General features: G+C 45.3%; 14 protein-coding genes. All 14 read left to right on the forward strand.

Annotation, left to right across the window (positions count from 1 at the left end):
• Positions 1–112 precede the first annotated feature (112 nt).
• The 14 genes from SOI44_RS02120 to SOI44_RS02185 all read left to right on the forward strand — a co-directional run bounded on the left by SOI44_RS02120 (position 113) and on the right by SOI44_RS02185 (position 22003).
• Entirely contained in the window at positions 113–1756 is a 1644-nt protein-coding gene (locus SOI44_RS02120; protein ID WP_331347602.1) for a family 78 glycoside hydrolase catalytic domain, read from the forward strand.
• The gene (locus SOI44_RS02125) at positions 1753–4116 is read left to right on the forward strand and encodes a glycoside hydrolase family 3 C-terminal domain-containing protein (RefSeq protein ID WP_331347603.1); all 2364 of its coding nucleotides are present in this window, start codon (positions 1753–1755) and stop codon (positions 4114–4116) included. The genes SOI44_RS02120 and SOI44_RS02125 overlap by 4 nt, the downstream gene beginning before the upstream one ends.
• Entirely contained in the window at positions 4113–5630 is a 1518-nt protein-coding gene (locus SOI44_RS02130; protein WP_331347604.1) for an NAD-dependent epimerase/dehydratase family protein, read from the forward strand. The genes SOI44_RS02125 and SOI44_RS02130 overlap by 4 nt, the downstream gene beginning before the upstream one ends.
• A gap of 141 nt (positions 5631–5771) precedes the next feature.
• Positions 5772–6389, forward strand: a complete 618-nt coding sequence (locus SOI44_RS02135; protein WP_331347605.1) for a YbjQ family protein — start codon at positions 5772–5774, stop codon at positions 6387–6389.
• A gap of 130 nt (positions 6390–6519) precedes the next feature.
• A complete protein-coding gene (locus tag SOI44_RS02140; RefSeq protein WP_331347606.1) occupies positions 6520–7635 on the forward strand; it encodes a GGDEF domain-containing protein in 1116 nt (371 codons plus the stop codon).
• A 76-nt stretch (positions 7636–7711) separates the two neighbouring features.
• A complete protein-coding gene (locus tag SOI44_RS02145) occupies positions 7712–8185 on the forward strand; it encodes a type IV pilin protein (protein ID WP_331347607.1) in 474 nt (157 codons plus the stop codon).
• A gap of 52 nt (positions 8186–8237) precedes the next feature.
• A complete protein-coding gene (locus SOI44_RS02150) occupies positions 8238–8714 on the forward strand; it encodes a helix-turn-helix domain-containing protein (RefSeq protein ID WP_331347608.1) in 477 nt (158 codons plus the stop codon).
• 110 nt (positions 8715–8824) lie between these two features.
• Complete coding sequence (locus SOI44_RS02155) at positions 8825–9100, forward strand: DUF3955 domain-containing protein (RefSeq protein WP_331347609.1); 276 nt, start codon at positions 8825–8827, stop codon at positions 9098–9100.
• A 33-nt stretch (positions 9101–9133) separates the two neighbouring features.
• Positions 9134–9955, forward strand: coding sequence for a pilus assembly FimT family protein (locus SOI44_RS02160; RefSeq protein WP_331347610.1), 822 nt, complete (start codon positions 9134–9136; stop codon positions 9953–9955).
• Positions 9956–10079: 124 nt separating this feature from the next.
• A complete protein-coding gene (locus SOI44_RS02165) occupies positions 10080–11378 on the forward strand; it encodes an RNA-binding domain-containing protein (RefSeq protein ID WP_331347611.1) in 1299 nt (432 codons plus the stop codon).
• Between the two features lie 199 nt (positions 11379–11577).
• On the forward strand, positions 11578–12360 hold the full coding sequence (locus SOI44_RS02170; protein WP_331347612.1) for a hypothetical protein: 783 nt from the start codon (positions 11578–11580) through the stop codon (positions 12358–12360).
• On the forward strand, positions 12357–12716 hold the full coding sequence (locus SOI44_RS02175; RefSeq protein WP_331347613.1) for a hypothetical protein: 360 nt from the start codon (positions 12357–12359) through the stop codon (positions 12714–12716). The genes SOI44_RS02170 and SOI44_RS02175 overlap by 4 nt, the downstream gene beginning before the upstream one ends.
• 13 nt (positions 12717–12729) lie before the next feature.
• Entirely contained in the window at positions 12730–13293 is a 564-nt protein-coding gene (locus tag SOI44_RS02180) for a type II secretion system protein (RefSeq protein ID WP_331347614.1), read from the forward strand.
• 34 nt (positions 13294–13327) lie between these two features.
• Positions 13328–22003 carry an InlB B-repeat-containing protein gene (locus tag SOI44_RS02185; protein WP_331347615.1) on the forward strand — a complete coding sequence of 2892 codons (8676 nt, stop codon included), beginning with the start codon at positions 13328–13330 and terminating at the stop codon, positions 22001–22003.
• The last annotated feature ends 12 nt before the right edge of the window (positions 22004–22015 follow it).

Raw genomic sequence — 22015 nt, forward strand, 5'->3', positions numbered from 1 at the left:
GTTGTGCCAATTGTTTCACCATCCATGGAATTCACCTCACATGAATGAAGATAATCAACCAGCTTAACATTACTGTACATGAACAAGTACAGTAGCCACAGAATTCACCAATTTGTTAATATGTCCTCATCAGAATATTGCCGGCATCATCCGCTTTCATATCACTGCCAGAGCAGGTGATGTGATTGATCTGCGCTTTGGTGAGATGCTGGATGAACATGGTGAATTTACCCAGAAGAATATCCAGTGTTCCAATAAGAAAATCACCACACCGCTGCAGCAGATCCGTTATATCTGCAAAGACGGCATCAATGACTATGAGACAACATTTGCGATCTTTGGCTTTCAGTATGTTCAGGTCAAGACAAATGTGAAATGGGATGTGGCTGCTTTTGAGGCGGTGCCGGTTTCTTCGGATCTGGAAGAAACTTCTTCCTTTACAAGCTCCAATGTACTGTTAAACAGGTTTTATCAGAATACGCTGTGGTCAGCCCGCAACAATGCCTGTGATCTGCCTACGGACTGCCCGACCAGAGAGCGCCATGGCTGGACGAGTGATGCCCAGATCTTTGCACCGACGGCAGACATTCTGTTCAACTACATGCCATTTGAGCGTAAATATCTCAATGATCTGTATGACTGGCAGAAGAAGGATGGCAAGCTGCCCCAGATTGTACCGGAGGGCGGCACAGACTTCTATATGAAAGCTATGGACGGCTCAGTTGGCTGGGCGGATGCCGGTGTATTGATTCCTTATGCTTTGTGGAAACAGTATGGGGATACCGATGTGATCCGGGCTTATCTTGATGGCATGGAAAAGTATGCGGCCTTCATGCAGAGAAGGTGCGGCCGCTGGTATCCAACGGCCCGTCATACCGGCTTAAAAGGGGAAGAGAGAAAGTATCTGTCTAATTATGGGCAGGCCTATGGTGAATGGGCAGAGCCCCAGGATGTGCATCCTACCTCCTGGCAGGACTGTGCCATTCCTCATCCCGAGACTGCCACTGCCTATACAGCCCATGTGATGGACTGCATGGCAGAGATGGAAGCTGCCATTGGCAGCCTGGAAAAAGCACAGACTTACAAGGACTTTGCTGCTCACTGCCGCAAGAGCTATCAGGCATTGATGCATACCAAACTGTATTCCCTGGATACAGACCGGCAGGCAAGGCTGGTACGGCCATTGGCTTTCCATATGCTGGATGAAAAACAGACAGAGTATGCTAAGAAACGGTTGATCAAAGCTTTGGAGAATTATCACTGGCGGATTGGCACAGGCTTTCTGTCCACACCGCTCATTCTGGATGTGCTGAGCCAGATCGATATCGAGGCTGCCTATAAGCTTCTTGAAAATGAGCAGATGCCAGGCTGGCTGTATATGCCAAAGACCGGTGCTACAACAGTCTGGGAAGCCTGGGAAGGCAATACGGTCAAAAACGGCGGTATTGCCTCATTGGATCACTATTCCAAGGGTGCGGTATGTCAGTGGCTGTTTGAAACGATGTGCGGCATCCGGATTGCGTCCGAAAATACATTTATCATTGCGCCTGAACCAGGCGGACATTTCACATATGCTGCGGCTTCATGGCGCAGTGTCTATGGAAAAGTAGAAAGCAGCTGGAAGAAAGAGAACCAGAAGATCATCTTTACGATTACGGTTCCCTCCAACTGCATGGCACAGGTTGTTCTGCCCGATGGGCAAAGATATACGCAGGCTGCCGGGACTAAGACATATGAGATGGAGGCATCAAGATGAATATCGAAGAAACACTGGCGAAGATGAGTCTGGAAGATAAAGTGGCATTGTGCTCGGGTGCTGACTTCTGGACAACCAAGGCATTTGCGAAATATGACATTCCTTCGCTGTTCATGTGTGATGGGCCCCATGGTCTGCGCAAACAGGAAAACAAGGCAGATATGCTTGGTGTGAACAAGTCACGTCAGGCAGTGTGCTTTCCGGCAGAAGTAACTACTGCCCAAAGCTTTGATCCTGCTCTTTTGCAAAAGATCGGCAGTGCCATCGGGCAGGAGGCTGAACAGCAGGATGTGGATATGGTGCTTGGCCCAGGTGTCAACATCAAGCGCAATCCCTTATGTGGCAGAAACTTTGAATATTTCTCAGAAGATCCGATCCTGGCAGGAAAACTGGCCGCCGGCTTTATCAGGGGCATTGAAGCAGAAGGCATTTCCTGCAGTCTCAAGCACTTTGCCGCAAACTCACAGGAATACTGCCGTTTCAATTCCAACAGTGTGCTGGATGAAAGAACACTGCGGGAGATCTATCTCAAGGCATTTGAGATTGCAGTGAAACAGGGACATCCTTCTACTTTGATGTGTGCTTATCCTAAGCTCAATGGCATCCACTGCTCGGACAATAAATGGCTGCTTACAGATGTGCTGCGGAAAGAGTGGGGCTTTGATGGTGCCGTGGTGACGGACTGGGGTGCAATGAATGACCGCATCAAGGGATTTGAAGCAGGCTGTGATCTGAATATGCCAGGTGGCAGTGCCTACATGGAAAAACAGGTGATTCAGGCAGTGAAAGATGGCAGGCTGGAGGAAGAATGCATCAATGACAGTGTTAGAAGAATCCTGAAACTGATTGACCGTGCCGAGAAGACAAGGAAATCAAAGCAGAAACAGGATTGGGAAAAGATGGCAGAGACGCATCATCTTCTGGCAGAAAAAGCAGCCGAAGAAGGCATTGTGCTGCTGAAGAATGAGAATGTGCTTCCATTGCAAGAGAACGAGAAGATTGCCCTGGTGGGATCTTTTGCAAAGCAGATGCGTTATCAGGGGGCGGGATCCAGCCATATCAATGCCTTCCATATGGATCAGCCGGCTGACTTCTTTAAAGATGCGTTATATGCAGAAGGGTTTGATGAGGATGGCAGTACGGATGAAGCTATGCTCAAAGAGGCAGAGAAAATCGGAAAACAGGCAGACAAGGTCATCATCTTTGCCGGTCTGCCCGGCAAGTATGAATCAGAAGGGTTTGACCGTGCGGATCTGAAACTGCCGGATGGTGAGAACACACTGATTGACAGGATGATCCAGACTGGCAGAGATGTCATTGTTGTATTGATCAGCGGCTCGGTGGTGGAATGCCCATGGAGTGATAAAGTGCAGGGGATTCTCTATGGAGGCCTGCCGGGAGAAGCCGGAGCAGCCGCGATTGCCAATGTGCTTAAAGGCATCAGCAACCCCTCTGGCAGACTGGCTGAGACATGGCCGTATACCTATTCTGACTGTGTTTCTTCCTCTTACTATGGCAAAACCAAAGATGCCATCTATCTGGAAGGGGAATATGTCGGCTATCGTTACTATGACAAGGCTGGTGTGCCGGTCAGATGGCCGTTTGGCTATGGTTTAAGCTATACGCAGTTTGCCTATTCCAATCTGAAAGCAGAAGGCAGAAAAGTATCCTGCACCATCCGGAATACCGGCAGCAGGGCTGGTGATGAGATTGTGCAGCTGTATGTGGGACAGACACATCCCGCCCTGCATAGACCAATTAAAGAGCTGAAACATTTTACCCGCATTCATCTGGAAGCAGGACAGGAAAAAGAAGTATCCTTTGTCTTAGAAGATGATGATTTTGCTCTGTGGGATGATGGCTGGAAGGTGCCGGATGGCAGCTATGCTGTCTATGTGGGCAGAAACAGTCAGGATCTGCCGCTGCAGACAGAAATTGAGATTTGTGATCGTGATGAAGTATCTGCTCCTGAATGGCAGAAAGGCAGCTGGTATGAAAGCTGCCAGGGTAAAGTGAGGCTGTCTGCCTTTGAAAAGATGAGCGGTATCCATTATGTAGAAGATCATCCCCATAAAGGCACCTATACCATGGACAATACGGTCATGGAGATGAAGCAGGATGCGTGGATCATGAAAATCATGTACAAGGCAGTGGAAAAGACGATTGCCAAAGGTTTTGGCGGGAAAGCAGACTATGATAATCCGGAGTTCCGGATGCTGATGGCGTCATCGGCTGGTTCACCATTGCGGGCAATGATGATTTCCGGCGGTATGGACAACAATGTTCTGCCCGGTATGCTGGAAATGGCCAATGGACACTTCTTCAAGGGACTGTTCAAGATGATGGAGAAAAACAGATGAGAGTGCTTGTGACGGGTGCGGCTGGCACCATGGGGTATGAAACGATCCGGCAGATGGCAGATGATCAGTGTACATATGATGTGCGGGTAACAGATCTGCCTGGGAAAAAGAGTGAGGAACGGCTTGGCTGCTTTGTAAACAAACAGCGCTTTGAGGTTGTTTATGGCGATCTGACAAAGTATGAAGATGCTTTGAAGCTGGTGAAGGACTGCGATCTGATCCTGCATATTGCAGCCTTTGTTTCTCCGGCTGCGGATTATTATCCTAAGCGTGCCATGCAGGTCAACTATGGCGGCACCAGAAATCTGATCAAAGCAATCTTTGAATTGCATCAGGAGAATGTGACCCGCTTTGTCTATATCGATACAGTGGCAGAGACAGGTGACCGCCTGCCGCCCATTCACTGGGGCAGGGTTGGTGATCCGATCAAGCCGAGCATGTTTGATTACTATGCCGTAACCAAAGTGGCATCAGAGCGCATGGTCATTGAAAGCGGCCTGAAATACTGGGCATCTCTGCGGCAGACTGGCATGATGGGTCCGGCCATGGCAAAAGTACGGGATGCCATCCAGTTCCATAACTGTCTGGCCAATGTACTGGAGTATGTTTCTGACCGTGATTCCGGCCGCTGCATGGACCACATTGCTGTATATCTGGAACAGAAGAAACTGCCGGCATCTTTCTGGAACCATATCTATAACATCGGCGGCGGTGAGAAGTGCCGTCTTGCCACTGTCGATCTTTACAGGCAGATGTATGGCCGGCTTGGCTTTACATCCCTGGATGACATCATTGATCCAAAACTTAACGCCACAAGAAACTTCCATGGGCAGTATTATCTGGATTCAGACAAGCTGGAGAATTATCTGCATTTCCGCCATGATGATATGACATACTTCTATGATGCCTTCTTAAAGGAAGTGGGTGCCGGTGTGCCGGTGCTGCGGGCAATGAACCGTCTGCCTCATGGTCAGAAGCTTGCAGGAGATATCATGAAGAAGTTTGTGTTTGCACCGCTGATGAACAGTGAACATGGCACAAAGCACTGGCTGGATGAAGACATGCAGGATCATATCAATGCCTACTGGGGCTCCAAAGCTGCCTGGCAGAGAATCCCTGACAAAGTCAGCCAGATTCACTTTCAGGAGGATTTAAGCAAGGTGGTGCCGATTGACCATGGCTATGATGAAACAAAGCCGGAAAGTGAGCTGAATCTGAGTGATATGCAGAAAGCAGCAGAGTTCCGCGTCGGCAAATGCCTTTCTTCAGAAATGGAAACCGGCAGATGGGATCAGAAGCTGACGTTCCGGTGCGCCTTTGGCCATACCTTTAAAGCCAGTCCCAGACTGATCTTAGAGGGTGGACACTGGTGTCCGGAATGTGAGAAGAAAAGCTGGAACTATGGAAACAGGGCAAAGGTGGATCCCTTCTTTGCCCAGGTATGGAATCCTCTGCATGATCTGGATGAAACAAGAGAATATCCCAAGGAAGTATCTGAGGATGATATGCAGTAATCTTTCAGTCTGGAAAACAGAAATCTTTCCTGATGAAAATTCAAAATCTGTCATAATGGGCTCTTCACTTCTTTCTGATCATAAATGATGGCAGCGTTCTCTCATTGCCATGCTATATTGTTGTCAGAGAGGTGAGACAATATGGCACGCAAATGTTCTGTATGCGGGAAGAATGCGGACAGTCTGCTGGTGACGGCTAACACCATTGGCAAGTCCGTTCTGTGTGAAAGCTGTTATGCAAAGATTCCTTCCTACAAGGTAAATAGGAAGTTTACTTCTCTGGAAGAAGTTAATAAGACGGAGGCACAGGTTCTGCAGGAAGCAGAAACGGCGGGCTTTCCGGAATCGGTCAGAAAGGATATCCGGGATTTCTATCAGGACAAGAAGAATCCCTTCCTGGATGATGAAAGACTGCGCTGGGTGACAACAACTCCATCCTTTGAGGGATATCGGATTACAAAGTATCTAGGTGTAGTGTCCGGGGAGATGGTGCTTGGCACCGGGATTGTTTCTTCCTGGGAATCTTCAGTGGCAGATACCTTTGGTGGTGAATCTTCGTCCTATAAAGAGAAGATTGACTATGCAGAGAAGACCGCAGCGATCCGGGCAGTGCGGGATGCGGCTGCTCTTGGTGCCAATGCCATCGTCGGAGCAAAGCTGGATCTGGAAACATTTACCCATGATCTGATTGTGGTCATGGTATCCGGCACGGCGGTATATATTGAAAAACAGGACGACACAAAAGCATCTCTGTTGTAATGACTGCAGGCATACTCACTGTATGAGTATGTCTTTTTCTGATACACGCTGGTTGTGCTAGAATAACAGGGACTCGGGTGAGGTGAAGAGCATTATGAATGTGCCGGGCTGGCTCATTTTAAATGTATATGTGGCAATTATTGATGTCATGTTATTAGGCATGACACTGAACAAGAAAGTCTGCACAAAGCAGGACTGGACGTTTTCGTTCATGTTAACGGTCATACTGGTGCTGCTTTTTGCGGACTCCTTAAGCAAAGCAAATCTGGCAGGATCCGCGGGACTGCTAATCGACAAGATCGGCACCTATCTCATCTATGCCGGTGATCCCATTGGCTATCTGGCTGCCCTGCTGTACATTGATTCCTGGACATCCGGGAAAAAGGACCACAAGGAAAAGATGTTCTATGGCATCGTCATCGGCTATGTCATCTTGAACTTTGTGCTGATTACGATCAGTGCCCTGTTCCATCTTGGCTGGTTCTATTACTATACTGGTGCCATCTATCACCACGGTCCTCTGTATGTGGTCAGAGGACTGCTGAACATGGCCTTCTGTGCTTTCATCACTTTATATATCTTTCTGCGCAGAAAGCAGATCCGCACCCAGTACACACTGGTTGTGATTCTATTCCCGCTGATCATTCTGGCTGCCGGCTTCCTGCAGGTCTTTGTGGGCGGGGCTTCGTATGAATATGCTGGTGCCATCCTGGCCTGCCTGCTGCTGTTTGTGAATGTACAGGCCCAAAATGTTGACAATGACTATCTCACCGGCCTGCTCAACCTCAGGGGCTTTGCCCGGGTGCTGGACTATCAATGCACCCATTACAGCAAAGATCATCCGTTCCTTGTCTATCTGATTGATCTGGACTTTTTCAAGGCAATCAATGATGCCTGCGGACACCAGTCCGGTGATGAGGCACTTACGGTGTTATCTGGCTTTCTGCTGGATACCTTTGGCCGCAGTGCAGTGATTGGCAGATATGGCGGCGATGAGTTCCTGGTGCTGTCTTATGAGAAAAATGCCGAGCAGGCACAGAAGAAACTGAAAGATCTGCAAAAATGCTGTGAGACATTCAATCAGGACAGCAGACATCCGTATCATCTGTCCTTTTCTGCGGGCTATGCCTTCTATGATCCGGATACATATGTGAATGAAGAACAGTTCTTCCATCATATTGATGAATTGATGTACAGAGAAAAGAAAGATCATCATGCTTTGCGCAATATTGATGTAACAAAGTAACAGAATAAATGAAATTGGATTGCACATGATGGCAGTACGGGATTAGAATGCAGGCGGAAAGCCGGGTGATGCTGCAATGAAACAGAAGAAAGGTTTCACATTGGCAGAATTACTGATTGTCGTGGCAATCATTGCTGTACTGGTATCCATCTCCATTCCGATTTTCTCAAAGCAGCTGGAAAAGAGCCGTGATGCGGCATCTGTTGCCAATATCAGAAGTGCCTATGCTGAGGCAATGACCACCATCATGACGGATGACACCTCAAAGAGCCACTGGACTTCTGACAGTGTGCATCATGTGTGGGTTAACTACAATGCATCAAAAGGCTATGTTGATACCATTGATGTGGTTGTAAACATTGAGAGTAAAAAGCAGAACAACTGGAGCGGTGAAGGAGACAATCTGCCTTCTCCGTTGAATACCATCAAAGATAACAAGTCTGCAGGGCAGTATCTGCTTGTGATCAACTTTGATGCGTCGGGCCAGCCGGCCGGGGCGGCATTGATTGCTGTAATTGATGCCTGGAAGAAGGATCCTAAACTGCAGTAAAACGAGATGATGTATGGGAGGCAGGAATGCCTTCCTTTTTGGAGAGAAACATATGAAATTCAGTGAACAGATCAAATTGCTGCGTAATGAGAATCATCTGAGTCAGGAACAGATGGCATCACAATTGCATGTGACAAGGCAGGCTGTCTCCAACTGGGAGAATGATAAGAATCTGCCGGATCTTGAGATTGTGATTCAGATTGCGAAGCAGTTTGGTGTATCTCTGGATACGCTGATCCTGGGTGAGGATGATAACAGAAGTGAGGTTGCCACAAAACTCATCCAGGATGAGAAGGATGGAAAGCAGGCCAGGATGAATCTGACTGCAAGTGTGATTGGCAGCTTTTTCATGATGGCCGATTTCCTGTGTCTTTTTATCAAAGCAAACAGTGTGGAGTACGTCGACGATGCTGGCTATCTGCATGAAAACTTTTATCTATTGCCGGTGGGCATGGGCTTTGCCCTGATTGGACTTGCTATCATTGTCATTTCTTTTGTCATTTTTCTTGTCAAACGGCATCAACATTAGCCGCAAGCTGTGCTTGCACTGGCTTTGGAAAGGGATGCTTGCTTGTTCTGGAGGTGGTTTTCCAGCAGGATTGAGCTCGGGCAGAAATGTCTGCCAGGAGGAAAATGAAAATGGAAAATCTTGAAACAAAGCTTGTCAGCAATGGCAGTGAAAAGAAAACGGTGAAGCTGAACCGGATGACAATGGGCATTGGTGCTGTCCTGCTTGTGGCAGGGATTGTGTGCTTTATTGCCAAGGCGGTGACAGGCAGCTATGTGGACAGCCAGGGTTATCTGCATGAGGCATTTGCATTACTGCCGATTGGATATCTGCTTGTGGCTGCAGGCATTGTGGTTATAGCTGCAGCAGCCATTGCTTTTGGTATGGAAAAGCATCATCGTTTGTAAAGATATTGCTTTCACTGTGCTATATTGTTGTTAATGAAGAAAGCTGGCAGGAAAACAGAAGGTTTTACACTGGCGGAGTTACTGATTGTTGTGGCGATTATTGCGGTTCTGGTTGGCATCAGTATTCCGATCTTTTCTTCGCAGCTTGAAAAGAGCCGGCTGGCTGTGGATATGGCCAATGTCAGAAGTGCCAAGGCTGCGGCTGCCGCCGAATATATGAGCAATGATGAGTCTGGAACAGTGTCGTATCTGTACGCAGATGGCAAAGCAATTGAAAATGATTCTGATCATGCCAGTGATCTTGCGGCTGCCATTGCCGAAGGCGGCTATGGCAAGTCCAGTAAAGAAGACAGTGACGGTTCAAAGACCGGTGCCGTTGGTACACCGAAGAATGCATTTGTGGAAGTGACGATTACCGATGGGCAGATTTCAGCGGTATGGACAGACGGCGGTAAGATCAAGGAAAAGGTGACCGGTGATATTACACTGACGGATGTTGAGACGCTGAGCAATGACAGTCTTAAGAAGTATGTAGAAAGCCTTGGTATGGATCTTTCCCAGGTGAAGACCATCACGGCGCCAAAGGGATCCGTTCTCGAAGATCAGACAAAATATCTGTTTGATGGCTTTACCAGTCTGACAAAGATTGATCTCTCCAATGCCACACTGAATTCTTCCAGTTATGAGCTTTTCGACAATCTGTCAGATACCGTTGAGGAAGTTGTTCTTCCCCAGTGCACCAAGCCGTATACCATCAGCGGTAAGTGGAAGCTGGCAGATGGCACTCTGCTGGATAACAATGGCACACGTGTGAAAGACAATATGAGCGGTGTAACGATATACCGTGTAAAGTAATGACAGGACAGGGTCGCTTGAAGATCCTGTTTTTATTTACTACCGGAAGTAGCAATTAAAGTGGTAAATAAATCCGAAATCATGTATTCTGTTATTGAAGTCAGACACAGAAAGGAGGCGGGGGATGAATATTGGTATAGAGACAGAGTGGACAGAGTTCAAGAAGACAACAGGTGAGTTAAAAGAAGGCATCATTTCGCTGGTGTCGTTGTTGAACAAGAATGGTTATGGTACGTTGTATTTTGGAGTGAAAGACAATGGAGATGTCATTGGCCAGCAGATTGGTGATAGAACCTTGCGGGATGTGTCACAGGCGATTGCCAGCGGTATCAAGCCGCAGGTGATTCCACGTATTTCTTTACAGTTGATGGACAATCAGAATGTGATCAAGGTGTATGTGGAAGGATTTGAGAAACCGTATTCTGCATTTGGCCGCTATTATATGCGGTCTGCAGATGAGGATCGTGAACTGAGTCCGGCCCAGCTACGGGTGCTGCTGCTGAACAAAGCAAATGCCGATCCGATTATCAGAATTCCTGCTGAATATCAGGATCTGTCCTTTGGACAGCTGAAGACGGTGTATGCAGCACATCATCTTTCTGTCAGTGAAGATACTTTTGAAAGGAATCTGTCATTGCGGATGGCAGATGGAAGGTACAACCTGATGGCAGTGCTGCTTTCTGACCACAATGATGTCTCGATCAAAGTGGTTACATTCTCAGGGACAGATAAAAATGATGTGATTGGCAGAAATGAGTATGGGTTTAAGTCTCTTGTGATTGCCATGGACCAGGTGCTGTCATATCTTGAGTCGATCAATGAAACATCTGTTGTGATGAATGATCATCAGAGAAAAGAGAAGAAGTTATTTGATCAAAGATGTGTCAGGGAAGCCTGGATCAATGCCTGCCTGTATACAAGGTGGGAACTGCTGGTACCACCTGCTGTCTATGTCTATTCTGACCGTCTTGAGATCATTTCTACAGGCGGTCTGCCAGCCGATCTTTCCCAGGAGGAGTTCTACCGCGGCATCAGCCGGCCGGTGAATATTAAACTGCAGAGTATTCTTGGCCAGCTGGGCTTTGTGGAGCAGACTGGCCATGGGGTTCCGCTCATTGTCAGTGTTTATGGGAAACAGGCATTTGATATTACCGAAAATCATATTCTTGTCACGATTCCTTTTGATAAGAAAGTGCAGAAAAGGCCTGTATTTACGTATTCTATCGAAAACAGTCTGAACAGGGCACAGAGTCAGATCTGCGGGATGATTAAAGAAGAACCGGATATTACGATTCACAGAATGGTTGAAAAGTCAGGATACAGTGATGGCTATGTTCGCAAGATTCTTGCTGTTTTAGAGAAGAATCGGTATGTGGAAAGAGTTGGTGCAAAGAAGAACGGCTATTGGAAATTGCTGAAGTAGGAATATGAAAGAGCTGGTTTCGTTCAAAGTGTTTTTGTAAGTGTCGATTCTGGTAAAATCTTCTTATTATGACCGCTTTCAAAGGTGAAAAATGCCGGCTTTCACAATTCCTTTGGCATTTTTGGAGTATAGTATTTGTGTCCTCGACACGTGTTTTTGTCGTGGCATGGATACAGGAATGAAAATGAAGCATATCTGCATGAAAAAATTGAAGTCACAGAGTGGTGTATCACTGAGTGTTGCATTGCTGTTTTTCGTTGTCTGTGCAGCTCTGGCATCGATGATTCTGGCTGCTGCCTATGCAGCATCTGGCAGAGTGACCAATAAGATGACTCTGAATCAGGACCAGTATGCGGCAAATTCTGCTGCTTCTTTGATCAGTAAGGAACTGCAGAATGATGTCATTGTGATTCAGGAAACAGCGGATGTGAAGCAGAATGAAGATGGCATGTATACCGTGCAGACACAGGCAGATGGAAGTGACATTAATACTTCTTATTATGAGGTGAATTATGATGCCGCTGCCAGTGATGAAGTGCCAACGACATTGGAAGGTTTTGACATATCAAAAACCAGAAATGTAACAGATGCCAGCAATCAGTCACTGCTTGTGAAGGAATATGCCGGCATGTACAGTGCGTATCTCAGCAGCAGTGATTACTCCGATGCGACCAAGAAGATTTATCAGGCAAAGTTCGCCAATGCTTCACTGGCTTCTTTAACAAGCAGGAAAAGTTCGTTTGAGATTACGGTTGGCAGTGATTCCAAGCTGCAGTGCCATGCGGATATGACCCTGGCATCGGATTTGTCTCTGGATATTGTTGTGACAAGCAACAGCTCTTCGATTCATGTGTATTGTGCGCCGCAGGTGACTACGACATACACCTATATGGTGAAAGATGAGGGCGATGTCAATGGCTTGCGGATTGTGACCAAGACAACCGTGATTTCGTTTGGAAAGGCGAAGGTGACACGCTCATGAAGAAACTCAGAAGCAATAAGGGTGAAAGTATTGCCGAAGCTCTGGCTGCCCTGCTTGTAGCAGTGCTTGGCGGTCTGATGGTTGCCGGTGCTGTGGCTTCTTCTAACAAGTCCATGGCAAAGACAGATGAGATGATGCGTTCCTACTATGCAAGAATTACCGGGCTTGCGGATACATCCACTGCCACATCTGAATCTGGTACGGCAGTATTAAAGACATCGGATGGCAAATGGTTTACGTTTTCTAGTGAAGGTTCAGCGGATGGCACTTCTACAAAAGGTGCTCCGGTAACGATCTATACTGAAAAGGATCAGGATCCGGCTCTGGAGTTCTATGAATCAGCTTCCAGTAAATAAGTAAGGAGAAGACATGGTCAAAGTGACAAGATGGAAAAAACGAGGATTTACACTGTCAGAAACTTTGGCAGCCATTTTGATCATGGGCCTGGTCGGCTTGATTGTTGTCGGCGGCTTTTCTGCTTATGTCCGCTCCTGGCGCAGCATTACCAGAAAAGCAAATGCTGAATTATTCATGTCAACGCTTGAAGTCAAGATGCAGGAAGAACTTGAATATGCGTCCAGTGTGGCAGTTGATGGGAATAATATAGATGAAAATGGGAAAGAAGTCGTGTGGTTTACGGATGATGGCACCGGCTATGCCACGATATTTGTCAATGGTACAAAGGATCAGGCATTTGGCATAAAGACAAGTGCCAATCCTGACAGCCTTGCCAATGTAACGGCTGAAGATCTGGTCAGTGATGGTACATCGGATGGTATGTATGCGACATATGATTCGCTGACATATGATGAAACAACACATGTATTTACGATATCAAAGCTCTCTATTTACAATGCAGAAGGGACAAGAGTTTTATATCAATTAGGTACTCTCAAGATACGGAATATGAATGATGCGCCTGTTGTGAAATAACAGGTGAGGTGAATAAGTAGTAAGTGAGATGGAAATGCGCAGTTACAGCAGAAAAAATAAAAAAGGTTTCACACTTGGAGAAATGCTGATAACAGTGGCAATTGTGGCGATTCTTTCTGCCGTTGCCATTATTTCGGTTACCAGCTATCTTTGGAATGTGCGGCTGTTGGACGCTGATCAGGCTGCCAAGGAAATCTATCTGGCAGCGCAGTATCATCTCAGCCTTGCCAAAGAGCGTGGAACACTTGATCAATATACGGGTGATAAACTTGGTACTGTAGATACACTGTACAAAGACAGTGCTTATATCAATGAAAAGGGTGGCACTCTGTATGACCTGGTCTATTCCCCGGGAAAAGATGCTGCCAAGGTCATTGATGTTATCCTGCCGCAGGGATCCGTGGATGAAACCATGCGTACAGGTGGCAGCTATATCATTACCTATGATAAAGACACCGCTACTGTAGTTGGTGTGTTTTACTCGTATGCTGGCAGAAACTATGGCTATTCCTTTACTTCGAATACACTGACAAATGAGACAGCTGCTTTAAAGAATGCCATGCCTGACAAGGACAGCACAGATGCCAAGGCTGTGCGCAAACACTTCCCTGATAAAAAGAACAGACAGACTATCGGCTTTTATGGCGGGAAGGATCTTGCGGCTGGTAAGACAGATGCTCCGGTATTAAGCATTGAGAATGGCGATACATTGAATGCCATTGTTACTTTGAGTGAAGAACAGAATAATGTATTAAAGCGGGAAGATGCTGACTATGAGATTCAGCTTACCATTAAGGGAAACACATCTGGAAATACCTTCACTAAGATTGTAGAGAAGAGCTCGCTCAAAGAATCAAACGGGGATAAGCCTGTTTATCAGTATTCAACAGTACTTGATGCATGGCAGAATCATGCTTATGTGAATAGTGAGGATAATTATGCCTTGCTGCAAATTGACTGGCAGTTTTATGACAAACCAAACGAGAAATATATAACTCCAGGCGAAAACATTACTGTTACCGCAAGTGTTGTCAGAAAAGAGGATGATGGATCTTACAGTTCTGTCTCTAAACCTTCTAATTCTGTAACGGCTAATTCAATGTTTGGCTCTTTGAAGACAGTAAATGGGAAATATACCGTTACGATCAGCAGTATTCGTCATCTGGAGAATCTCGCAAAGATTGATACTTCTGAGCTCAATATTGTCAATGCTGTACAGGTATCTGATATCAGCTTTACACAGTATCAATATAATATGTCTATAACTTTTGGCGGAGATCAGAATCTCTATATTTATACGCCTGTCAGTCTTTCGAATGATCTGACTTATGATGCTGGTTATGAATATACTGATTCCAATGGACAGCAGAGTCATCGTCAATATATGATTTCAGATCTCTCTGTTGGAACAAATAAGTCAACATCCGGCTCTGGCAGTACAGAAGGTGGTGTATTTGGAAGTCTTAATTCTGGGAAGATATTAACGGTTTCTAATCTACAGATTATTGATATCAACACGAATTCTATTGACAGTGAGTATGGTGGTGCATTGCTTGGCTCTGCGGATAAAGGCAGTACAGTGATGGTAAACAATGTCCTTGTCTGGGATAAGTCTGCCACAATTGGCATTAATGCAGAATCGGATGCCGGCGGTCTGATCGGCCACAGTGATGGCACCGTCAATATCAAAAACACAGCTGTTTCTGCTTATGTGAAATCAACTGGCGGCAATGCCGGCGGTTTAATCGGCAGTGCCTCCACACTTAATGTTCAGGCAAGCTATGTCTCTGGCCATACCTATCAGAAAGACTATGTTCTTGAAACAAATGCTGTTACTGACAAGGATAATCAGCACTACAACATCATTGCAAAGGATAGTGCCGGCGGCATTGCTGGAACTGTTACAACCTTGAATGGTGTGACAAACAGCTATGTGACTGCTTCTGTGTATGGCGGTACTGCACATGCTTTTGTTGGCAGTGTCAGTGATGACTCTGCCATTACAAAGGCTGGAAGCTATGCTATTACAACTGTCAATGGAAATGGTGTCAAAGAGCCTTCCAGTTTTACAGGTAAAGGCGATACAACTACTAAGTATGTCAATGATGAATCATTACTTGATGGAAATGAAGAAGTTACCTATCCGTATACAGTTGTCAGTTCTCTTGATACCAATGCCAAGGCATGGTTCTTAAAGAGCCATGTAGGTGACTGGCAGGGTGCTAATAAGCATGAGACAATTGCCAGCTTTAATAATGACGAGATCCTGCAGTTCAAGGCATCAGTACCGAATGTAAGTTCCAGTGATACGGTTGAGATTCAGTTCTTCTATCAGGGAACATTTGGTCTTGCGGATGTTTCACAGCCTTTTACGATTGCATTTAGAATTAAGGATGGAAAGATTATTGCAGAGGATCAGTGGACTGAAAGAGATCATCCCGATCAGGGAAGAACTGATTGGAGCTGGAAGACAGAACTCTGTAAAGTTGAGACAGTTGGCAATGTCACAAACTATACGATCAATATTGATGACATCACTTATTACAAAGATGGACATCTTGGCGATTTCCGCAATGTGATTTCCAGTGATTCAGGGAAGTCACCTGGCTATGATGTGACCGCCCGTGTTCTTGTGAATGGTACTGTTGTGTCTGATCCTGTTTACACTAATAGTTCCTTTGGCACAAATACGGATGCCACAACAGCAGTCATCAGCTGCGGCAGACATCTGCAGAATATGGCATCTGATGTTCCAGGAAGATGGGAGCCAAAGTGGCAGACAGCCAATCTGACTACAGATATTCACTGGGATACAGATGGCAATTCATTCTTTGACCGTGTAAAGAAACTGCGGATTGACCAGAGTGATGAAGTGACTTCTGTATATCTCAACAGTGGTACTGAGATCAAGGATCAGAAGTTCTATCCGATCAATGCCAATGTTATGATGTTCTCCGGTACAAATACCTCGTTCCTTGGCAATGGGCATACAGTCTATGATATTACGCTTGATACATCCACCAGCTATGTTGGCTTGTTTGGATCTGTGGAAACTCTATCGAATATCAGTGATCTTACCGTTGAAAATGGTCTTATTCAAGCAAATGGCGGTGTTACGAATGCTGGTATTCTTGCGGGCAGAGTGGTTAATAATACTACTACGATTTCTCATTGCTTTGTGACAGGTGAGAAGAGTTTGGTCAGAATCGGAACACCTAAAAAATCAGCCGCAGGCGGTTTGGTAGGCTATTTCCAAGGGAAGGAGATTATCAGCAGCGGTGCTTCGGCATATGTGCAGGGTGATGATGCCGGTGGCCTGGTTGGCAACTTTAATACTGGTTCTATTTCTGACAGCTTCTCTGGCGGTAGAACGACAAATGGCAGCTATCTGGCAGATGCACAGCGCGTTGGATACTATAACGTTGAAGGATCTGCGAATGCTGGTGGTCTGGTTGGTATTATGGGTGGTACGATAGCCAATAGCTATACGTCCAGCTCAGTCTTTGGCGGTACAAAGAGTGATGATCTGAAGAATCAATGGAGCTATACAACCGGCAGTGTGAACGTTGGCGGTCTGGTTGGTACCACATCCGCTCAGCAGGACAATGCCATTACAAATTGCTATACAGTAGGAATGGTGCAGGGGCCGAAGAACACAACAGGTGAACTGATTGGCAGTTATGGTCAGTGGAGCATCAAGAATGCATTAAGGGGTAATTATTACCTGGAAGGCATTAACTTTGATACGGATACATTAGAAGAATTACCTGCAGTTTCCAGACCAGGTGGACTTGATCCTAATGAGAACCATGACAGTAATTACACTGCTGTTGATTACTACAGTTCCAACGATCCAATTGCCAAGAAGGATCCTAGTATTACTTACATTACCTATTCCTATGACAATGGATTGAAGGGCGAGTATCCGTTTATCTCTTATACAAGACAGGCGGATAATTCCAATATCAGTGTGCATCTGGGCGGCTGGCAGATTCCTGTGGATAAGAGTCAGTATCGTGTTGTTAGACTTTATAACGACGATAAGACAACATTGATTGCGACTAAAGCTATACTGGCTGGATCCAGCTGGCAGCCATCTGACTATGTTGATACCAGCAATCTGGTTTCTTCCAAGGGCAGTGATGCCGGAAGCTTTGTTGGCTGGACAGATGACAATGGCAATGTTTTAAGTGCGGCCGATTTCACTTCAATTACCCAGAATATTACTGCTTATGCGAAGTATGCCAAGCAGATTACATTCAAGTATGTTGATCCGACAACTGGCAAGGATGGCGGCCTTGTTGCCAATGTGGAATTCAATGCGGATGGCAGTGTAACTGTGCCAACAACACCATCTATTTCCGGATATGCTTTTGATGGCTGGTATACAGCAATTGATGGCGGTGAAAAGATCACTGTTACCGATGAAAAGATTTCCTCGATCAGCACAAATATCTACTATGCTCATTACAGACAGATCAAGACATATACTTATACGATGGTCTTCTGCTATGAGGATGAGAATGGTGATATTGGTGATGAGATCTCTTCTTTGAATAAGATCGTTTACGAAAGAACGAGTGATAATTATTCTGACTTTACGCAGAATGTAGATCTTTCAACCAAGGGTGTTGCGAATGCGACTGTAGATCAGGTTATTGAAAAGAACACGGACACAGATGAGACTGTCAGTACACAGAAGGTGAATTCTAACAGTGTCATCACAATGACTGGTTCTGCCTTTAACAAGACCTACTATGTGATGTATAAGGCGACACCGGTGACGTATACCGTTCATCATGTCTTCCATGATTCTGTTGATAATGGTGCATCTATCAGTAACGGCGCTCTGGTAGGCAAGGACAGCAATGGCAATGATCTGCTTGTTTACAGCAAGGGTGATCTTGCGACAGTGGATGAGACAAAGACTGGTTATGTTGGCAGTACGACAAAAGCATCTGTACTGGATCTTTCCAATGTGCCGGGTGAGTTTGAAGTTACAAGTACAATCGAGCAGAAGAATCTGAATAATGCCAATAGCAATGTTGAAATCACAATCGATTATTATCGTAAGAGCTATACATTAAGCTACTCTGCCCCTGATGCATCAAACTACATTACTCCGCAGATGATTCCATATGGGGCTCCAGTAACCCTTGTCAGTGCAGATCAGGTTGTGCGTCCTGGCTATACATTGAATTACTGGACGATCAGCTATGATGGCATTACACTGTATAATGCTACTGACTTTAAGATTGCCTCAATGCCAGCTACAGATGTGACCGCATTTGAGACCGCATCTGAGTCTTCTGATAACTGGTCTGAAAATACAACAGCTAAGGTTACTGTACAGTTCTGGCAGCAGAAGCCTCAAACAAAATCTACTTATACCAAAGATGATTATGACTACTATGGAGGCTATTCGGATGATGTAGCCATAGGCAATACATATACTGTAGATCCTGATATTGCTTTGGATACACTGCCCTTAAAGAACTCTACTGATTTTGATCATTTCTCATATTCAAAAGATGAAACAGCAAAATATAATGAAATAACTGATGAAAACCACCTTATTGTTTCTTCAGATGGTAAGGTATCAGTAACCGTTTCTGCAGATGGAGCAACCACAATCAATTTGTATTACACACGTGATGTGATTACGATCAATTTCAATTATTTTTCGGGCAGGACAAATACTCATCTGGATAAAAAGGTAACTTGGACAGGTTTGTATGGTGAAGAATTTGGAAAAAATTATATCTGGGACGAAAATTATGACTGGTATGAGTCATTCAGCAACAGTAAAGGTCCAGATGGTATAAGGTTGACATTTATTACGTATTTCCATACGGAAAACACTTCTTCCAACACAATGAATCTCTATGGTAAAAAACCTAATTATGGACCATTTACATCTACAGTTACAGTCTCTCACTATATCGAGAAGCTTGATGGCACAGGAGTCTATGATGAAACTGGGTATGACAAGAAGAATTCTTCAACTCTAATATCATCAACGGGATGGACGAAAAGATATTTCAATCTATCTGAAAAGTATCCATATGGATTTGAATTGGTTGGCTATCGATATTTTGACACTGACTGGTACGGTAATAAGAAATGGAATAGCTTTATCTCTGCCTCTTCAGGAGATGATGTGTACATTGATAATGACTTTGCCGTATTCTACAAACGTAAGAGTTATGCTATTACATTGCGTAATGCAGATGTAAGTGCAAAAGATGGTGCTGATAACACAATCAAGCAGGACGATGGTGGTGTTTATTACTTTACAGAAAAGTATGGGACATCTTATTCTACGATCGACTCTGTTTTGGATGGATTGACTGTTACAAAGCCTGCAAATTCAAAGGCTGCAGGTGAAGAATTTGTTGGCTGGTATCTGGATGAAAACTGCACAAAGCCGTTTACCGGTGATACTGGGACACTTGATGGACCGCTCCAGTTGTTTGCTAAGTGGGATAAATGCAAGTATCATGTGAACTTCTATGGCAGTGAGACTGATACTACTCCACTGACTACTATTGATGTGTCTTCTGGTAATGTGCTTTACAATGCTTCTACTGGTGAGAGCATGTTCCCTGAAATCTCTGCAGATGAAGGATATGAAGTACGTTGGTACTATCTGGATTCTTCTAAAACTGAACATCAGTATGTAAAGGACCGTCAGATTCAGCTGGATCTTGTTTCTGATAAAAATAAGGGTTCAGATGGTTACTACACGATCAATCTGTATGCCCGTAAGGTTGCTGTCAAGCCAGTCCATCTGTACTATGAGCTGTATGATCGTGATACGGCAGAAGTGATTGAGTACAATGGACAGACTGTGTTCACAACGGATGATACGTATTCGGTAGGCTCTGCTTATACGATTGTGGCTCCTGATCTGGATGGCTATACCTTTGTGTCTGGCAATACAGGTGTTGCCACATCCGATACACAGGAGAATCCGATCCGTCTTGTCTATACGGCAAAGCAGGGCAGCTGGCGTCATGTTGTAGAATCTTATGCCCGCTATGCGTACATTGATGATGCAGACAAGATACCGGTGTCTGTTGAACTGTCTTCCAGGACGATCAATAAGTCGGATGAGACTGGTTATGTTGTAGATACGGCTTCGACGATTGATGGCTATACGTTTGTACAGTCTGCTCTTCTGACTGATGAGAATGAGACTGGGTATGCTGTTTCTGATGATTCACAGGTGACGGTGAACAAGGATGAAGGTTCTGCACAGGTTGTGCGGTTCTGGTATGCTCCTACATTTGATGGCAGTTTGACAAATGAGAGTGCTTCCTATGATGGCAATGAGCATGGCGTTTCCTATCAGTTGAATACTGTACCTGCTGTTGGTTCGAATAATACGCTTGTATACAAGTACACGTATTCTCTGAATAATGCTTCAACTGCCACTACATATGTGCAGTATGCATGGACCAATGCGGATGGTACGGCTGGTATCTATGGCAATGCACCTGTGAATGCCGGCGTGTATTCTGTTAAGGTAGAGATTCTGCTGTATAAGGATGCCAGTGTGAATACGGATGAACTTGATGCTGGTGAGAATCTGCTGACAGTGTATCGTAATTCATCTGCTGGTTCCCTGACGATATCGCCTGCTTCCCTGGTGATTACATCTGGTTCACAGAGCTGGATATATGGTAGTGGTGCTGATGGCACGGGCTTCCATACCAATACGGATTGGACTGCGACGGTCAATGGTACTGCTGTAGATGCATCGTCTTTGCCTGTGACTGTTACGTTCCTGGATACATCCAAGATTCAGCAGCCTGGTACGATGGCCAATGAGTTTACGGTCAGCTTTAAGGATTCTGCATCTGCCAATAACTACTCTGTTTCAAAGGTTTATGGCTCATTGAGTGTTGTATGGACATACAAAGTGAAGTATGTACTGTCTTTGCCGGATGTTGTCTATGAGGCTAAGAGTGATGCGGAGAAGGCAGAAGCTGTTAAGAATGGTACGGATGTCAAGCCGGTACAGATTGAGATGTATGAGACGACAGTGACATCGGATAATCCGTATGTATTTGATGCAGTAAAGGCAGAGGACAGTAAGCCTGCATCGTTGGATGGCTTGAAGCTGACCAATGGTGATACTGCCCAGAAGGTTGGCTATCACAATGGTGATCAGACTGTGACATATGTATATACACCTGACTTTGATACAGCATCGATCGTGAAAGATGATGCTCTTGGTGTGTATGAGATGAAGCTGGCAAAGGATTCGGATGAGCTGAAGAAGGTATTGTCTGCTTTGAAGCCGTATCTGGCGGATCAGACACCGGATTCAGATGACGATACTCTTGCTTCGGACGCGTCTGCGTATGAGAAGTATCTTGGTACCAAGAATTCTGATTATCGTCTTGTGTATGAGATGACCTATACATTACAGAATAGTGATGGTTCTATGGGCTCTGCTTCTACTGTTGTGTATCAGGCAGGTGAAGATGGTACGGTGAAAGACAAGGATGGCAAGGCTGCTGTGTTGTCTGGTTCTGTGCCGACGGTTCCTGGTACGTATGTAGTGAGCGGCAGGATTGTTCTGCAGCATCGTACAGACGTTCTGGATAAAGATGGCAATAAGACTGGTGACAAATGGTCTGATGCCAATGTTGTGTATGCGTCTTCTGACTCACAGAATGTGAGTGCAGTGATTGGCAAATAAGTTTTTGGAAAG

Source organism: Lactimicrobium sp. (assembly GCF_036453465.1).
In the GTDB taxonomy this organism is placed as follows: domain Bacteria; phylum Bacillota_I; class Bacilli_A; order Erysipelotrichales; family Erysipelotrichaceae; genus Bulleidia.

Bases quoted from the DNA above. Each gene is read 5' to 3' on its own strand.
- SOI44_RS02125 (WP_331347603.1), top strand. From the start codon at position 1,753: ATGAATATCGAAGAAACACTGGCGAAGATGAGTCTGGAAGATAAAGTG.
- SOI44_RS02130 (WP_331347604.1), top strand. From the start codon at position 4,113: ATGAGAGTGCTTGTGACGGGTGCGGCTGGCACCATGGGGTATGAAACG.
- SOI44_RS02135 (WP_331347605.1), top strand. From the start codon at position 5,772: ATGGCACGCAAATGTTCTGTATGCGGGAAGAATGCGGACAGTCTGCTG.
- SOI44_RS02145 (WP_331347607.1), top strand. From the start codon at position 7,712: ATGAAACAGAAGAAAGGTTTCACATTGGCAGAATTACTGATTGTCGTG.
- SOI44_RS02150 (WP_331347608.1), top strand. From the start codon at position 8,238: ATGAAATTCAGTGAACAGATCAAATTGCTGCGTAATGAGAATCATCTG.
- SOI44_RS02155 (WP_331347609.1), top strand. From the start codon at position 8,825: ATGGAAAATCTTGAAACAAAGCTTGTCAGCAATGGCAGTGAAAAGAAA.
- SOI44_RS02160 (WP_331347610.1), top strand. From the start codon at position 9,134: ATGAAGAAAGCTGGCAGGAAAACAGAAGGTTTTACACTGGCGGAGTTA.
- SOI44_RS02165 (WP_331347611.1), top strand. From the start codon at position 10,080: ATGAATATTGGTATAGAGACAGAGTGGACAGAGTTCAAGAAGACAACA.
- SOI44_RS02170 (WP_331347612.1), top strand. From the start codon at position 11,578: ATGAAAAAATTGAAGTCACAGAGTGGTGTATCACTGAGTGTTGCATTG.
- SOI44_RS02175 (WP_331347613.1), top strand. From the start codon at position 12,357: ATGAAGAAACTCAGAAGCAATAAGGGTGAAAGTATTGCCGAAGCTCTG.
- SOI44_RS02180 (WP_331347614.1), top strand. From the start codon at position 12,730: ATGGTCAAAGTGACAAGATGGAAAAAACGAGGATTTACACTGTCAGAA.
- SOI44_RS02185 (WP_331347615.1), top strand. From the start codon at position 13,328: ATGCGCAGTTACAGCAGAAAAAATAAAAAAGGTTTCACACTTGGAGAA.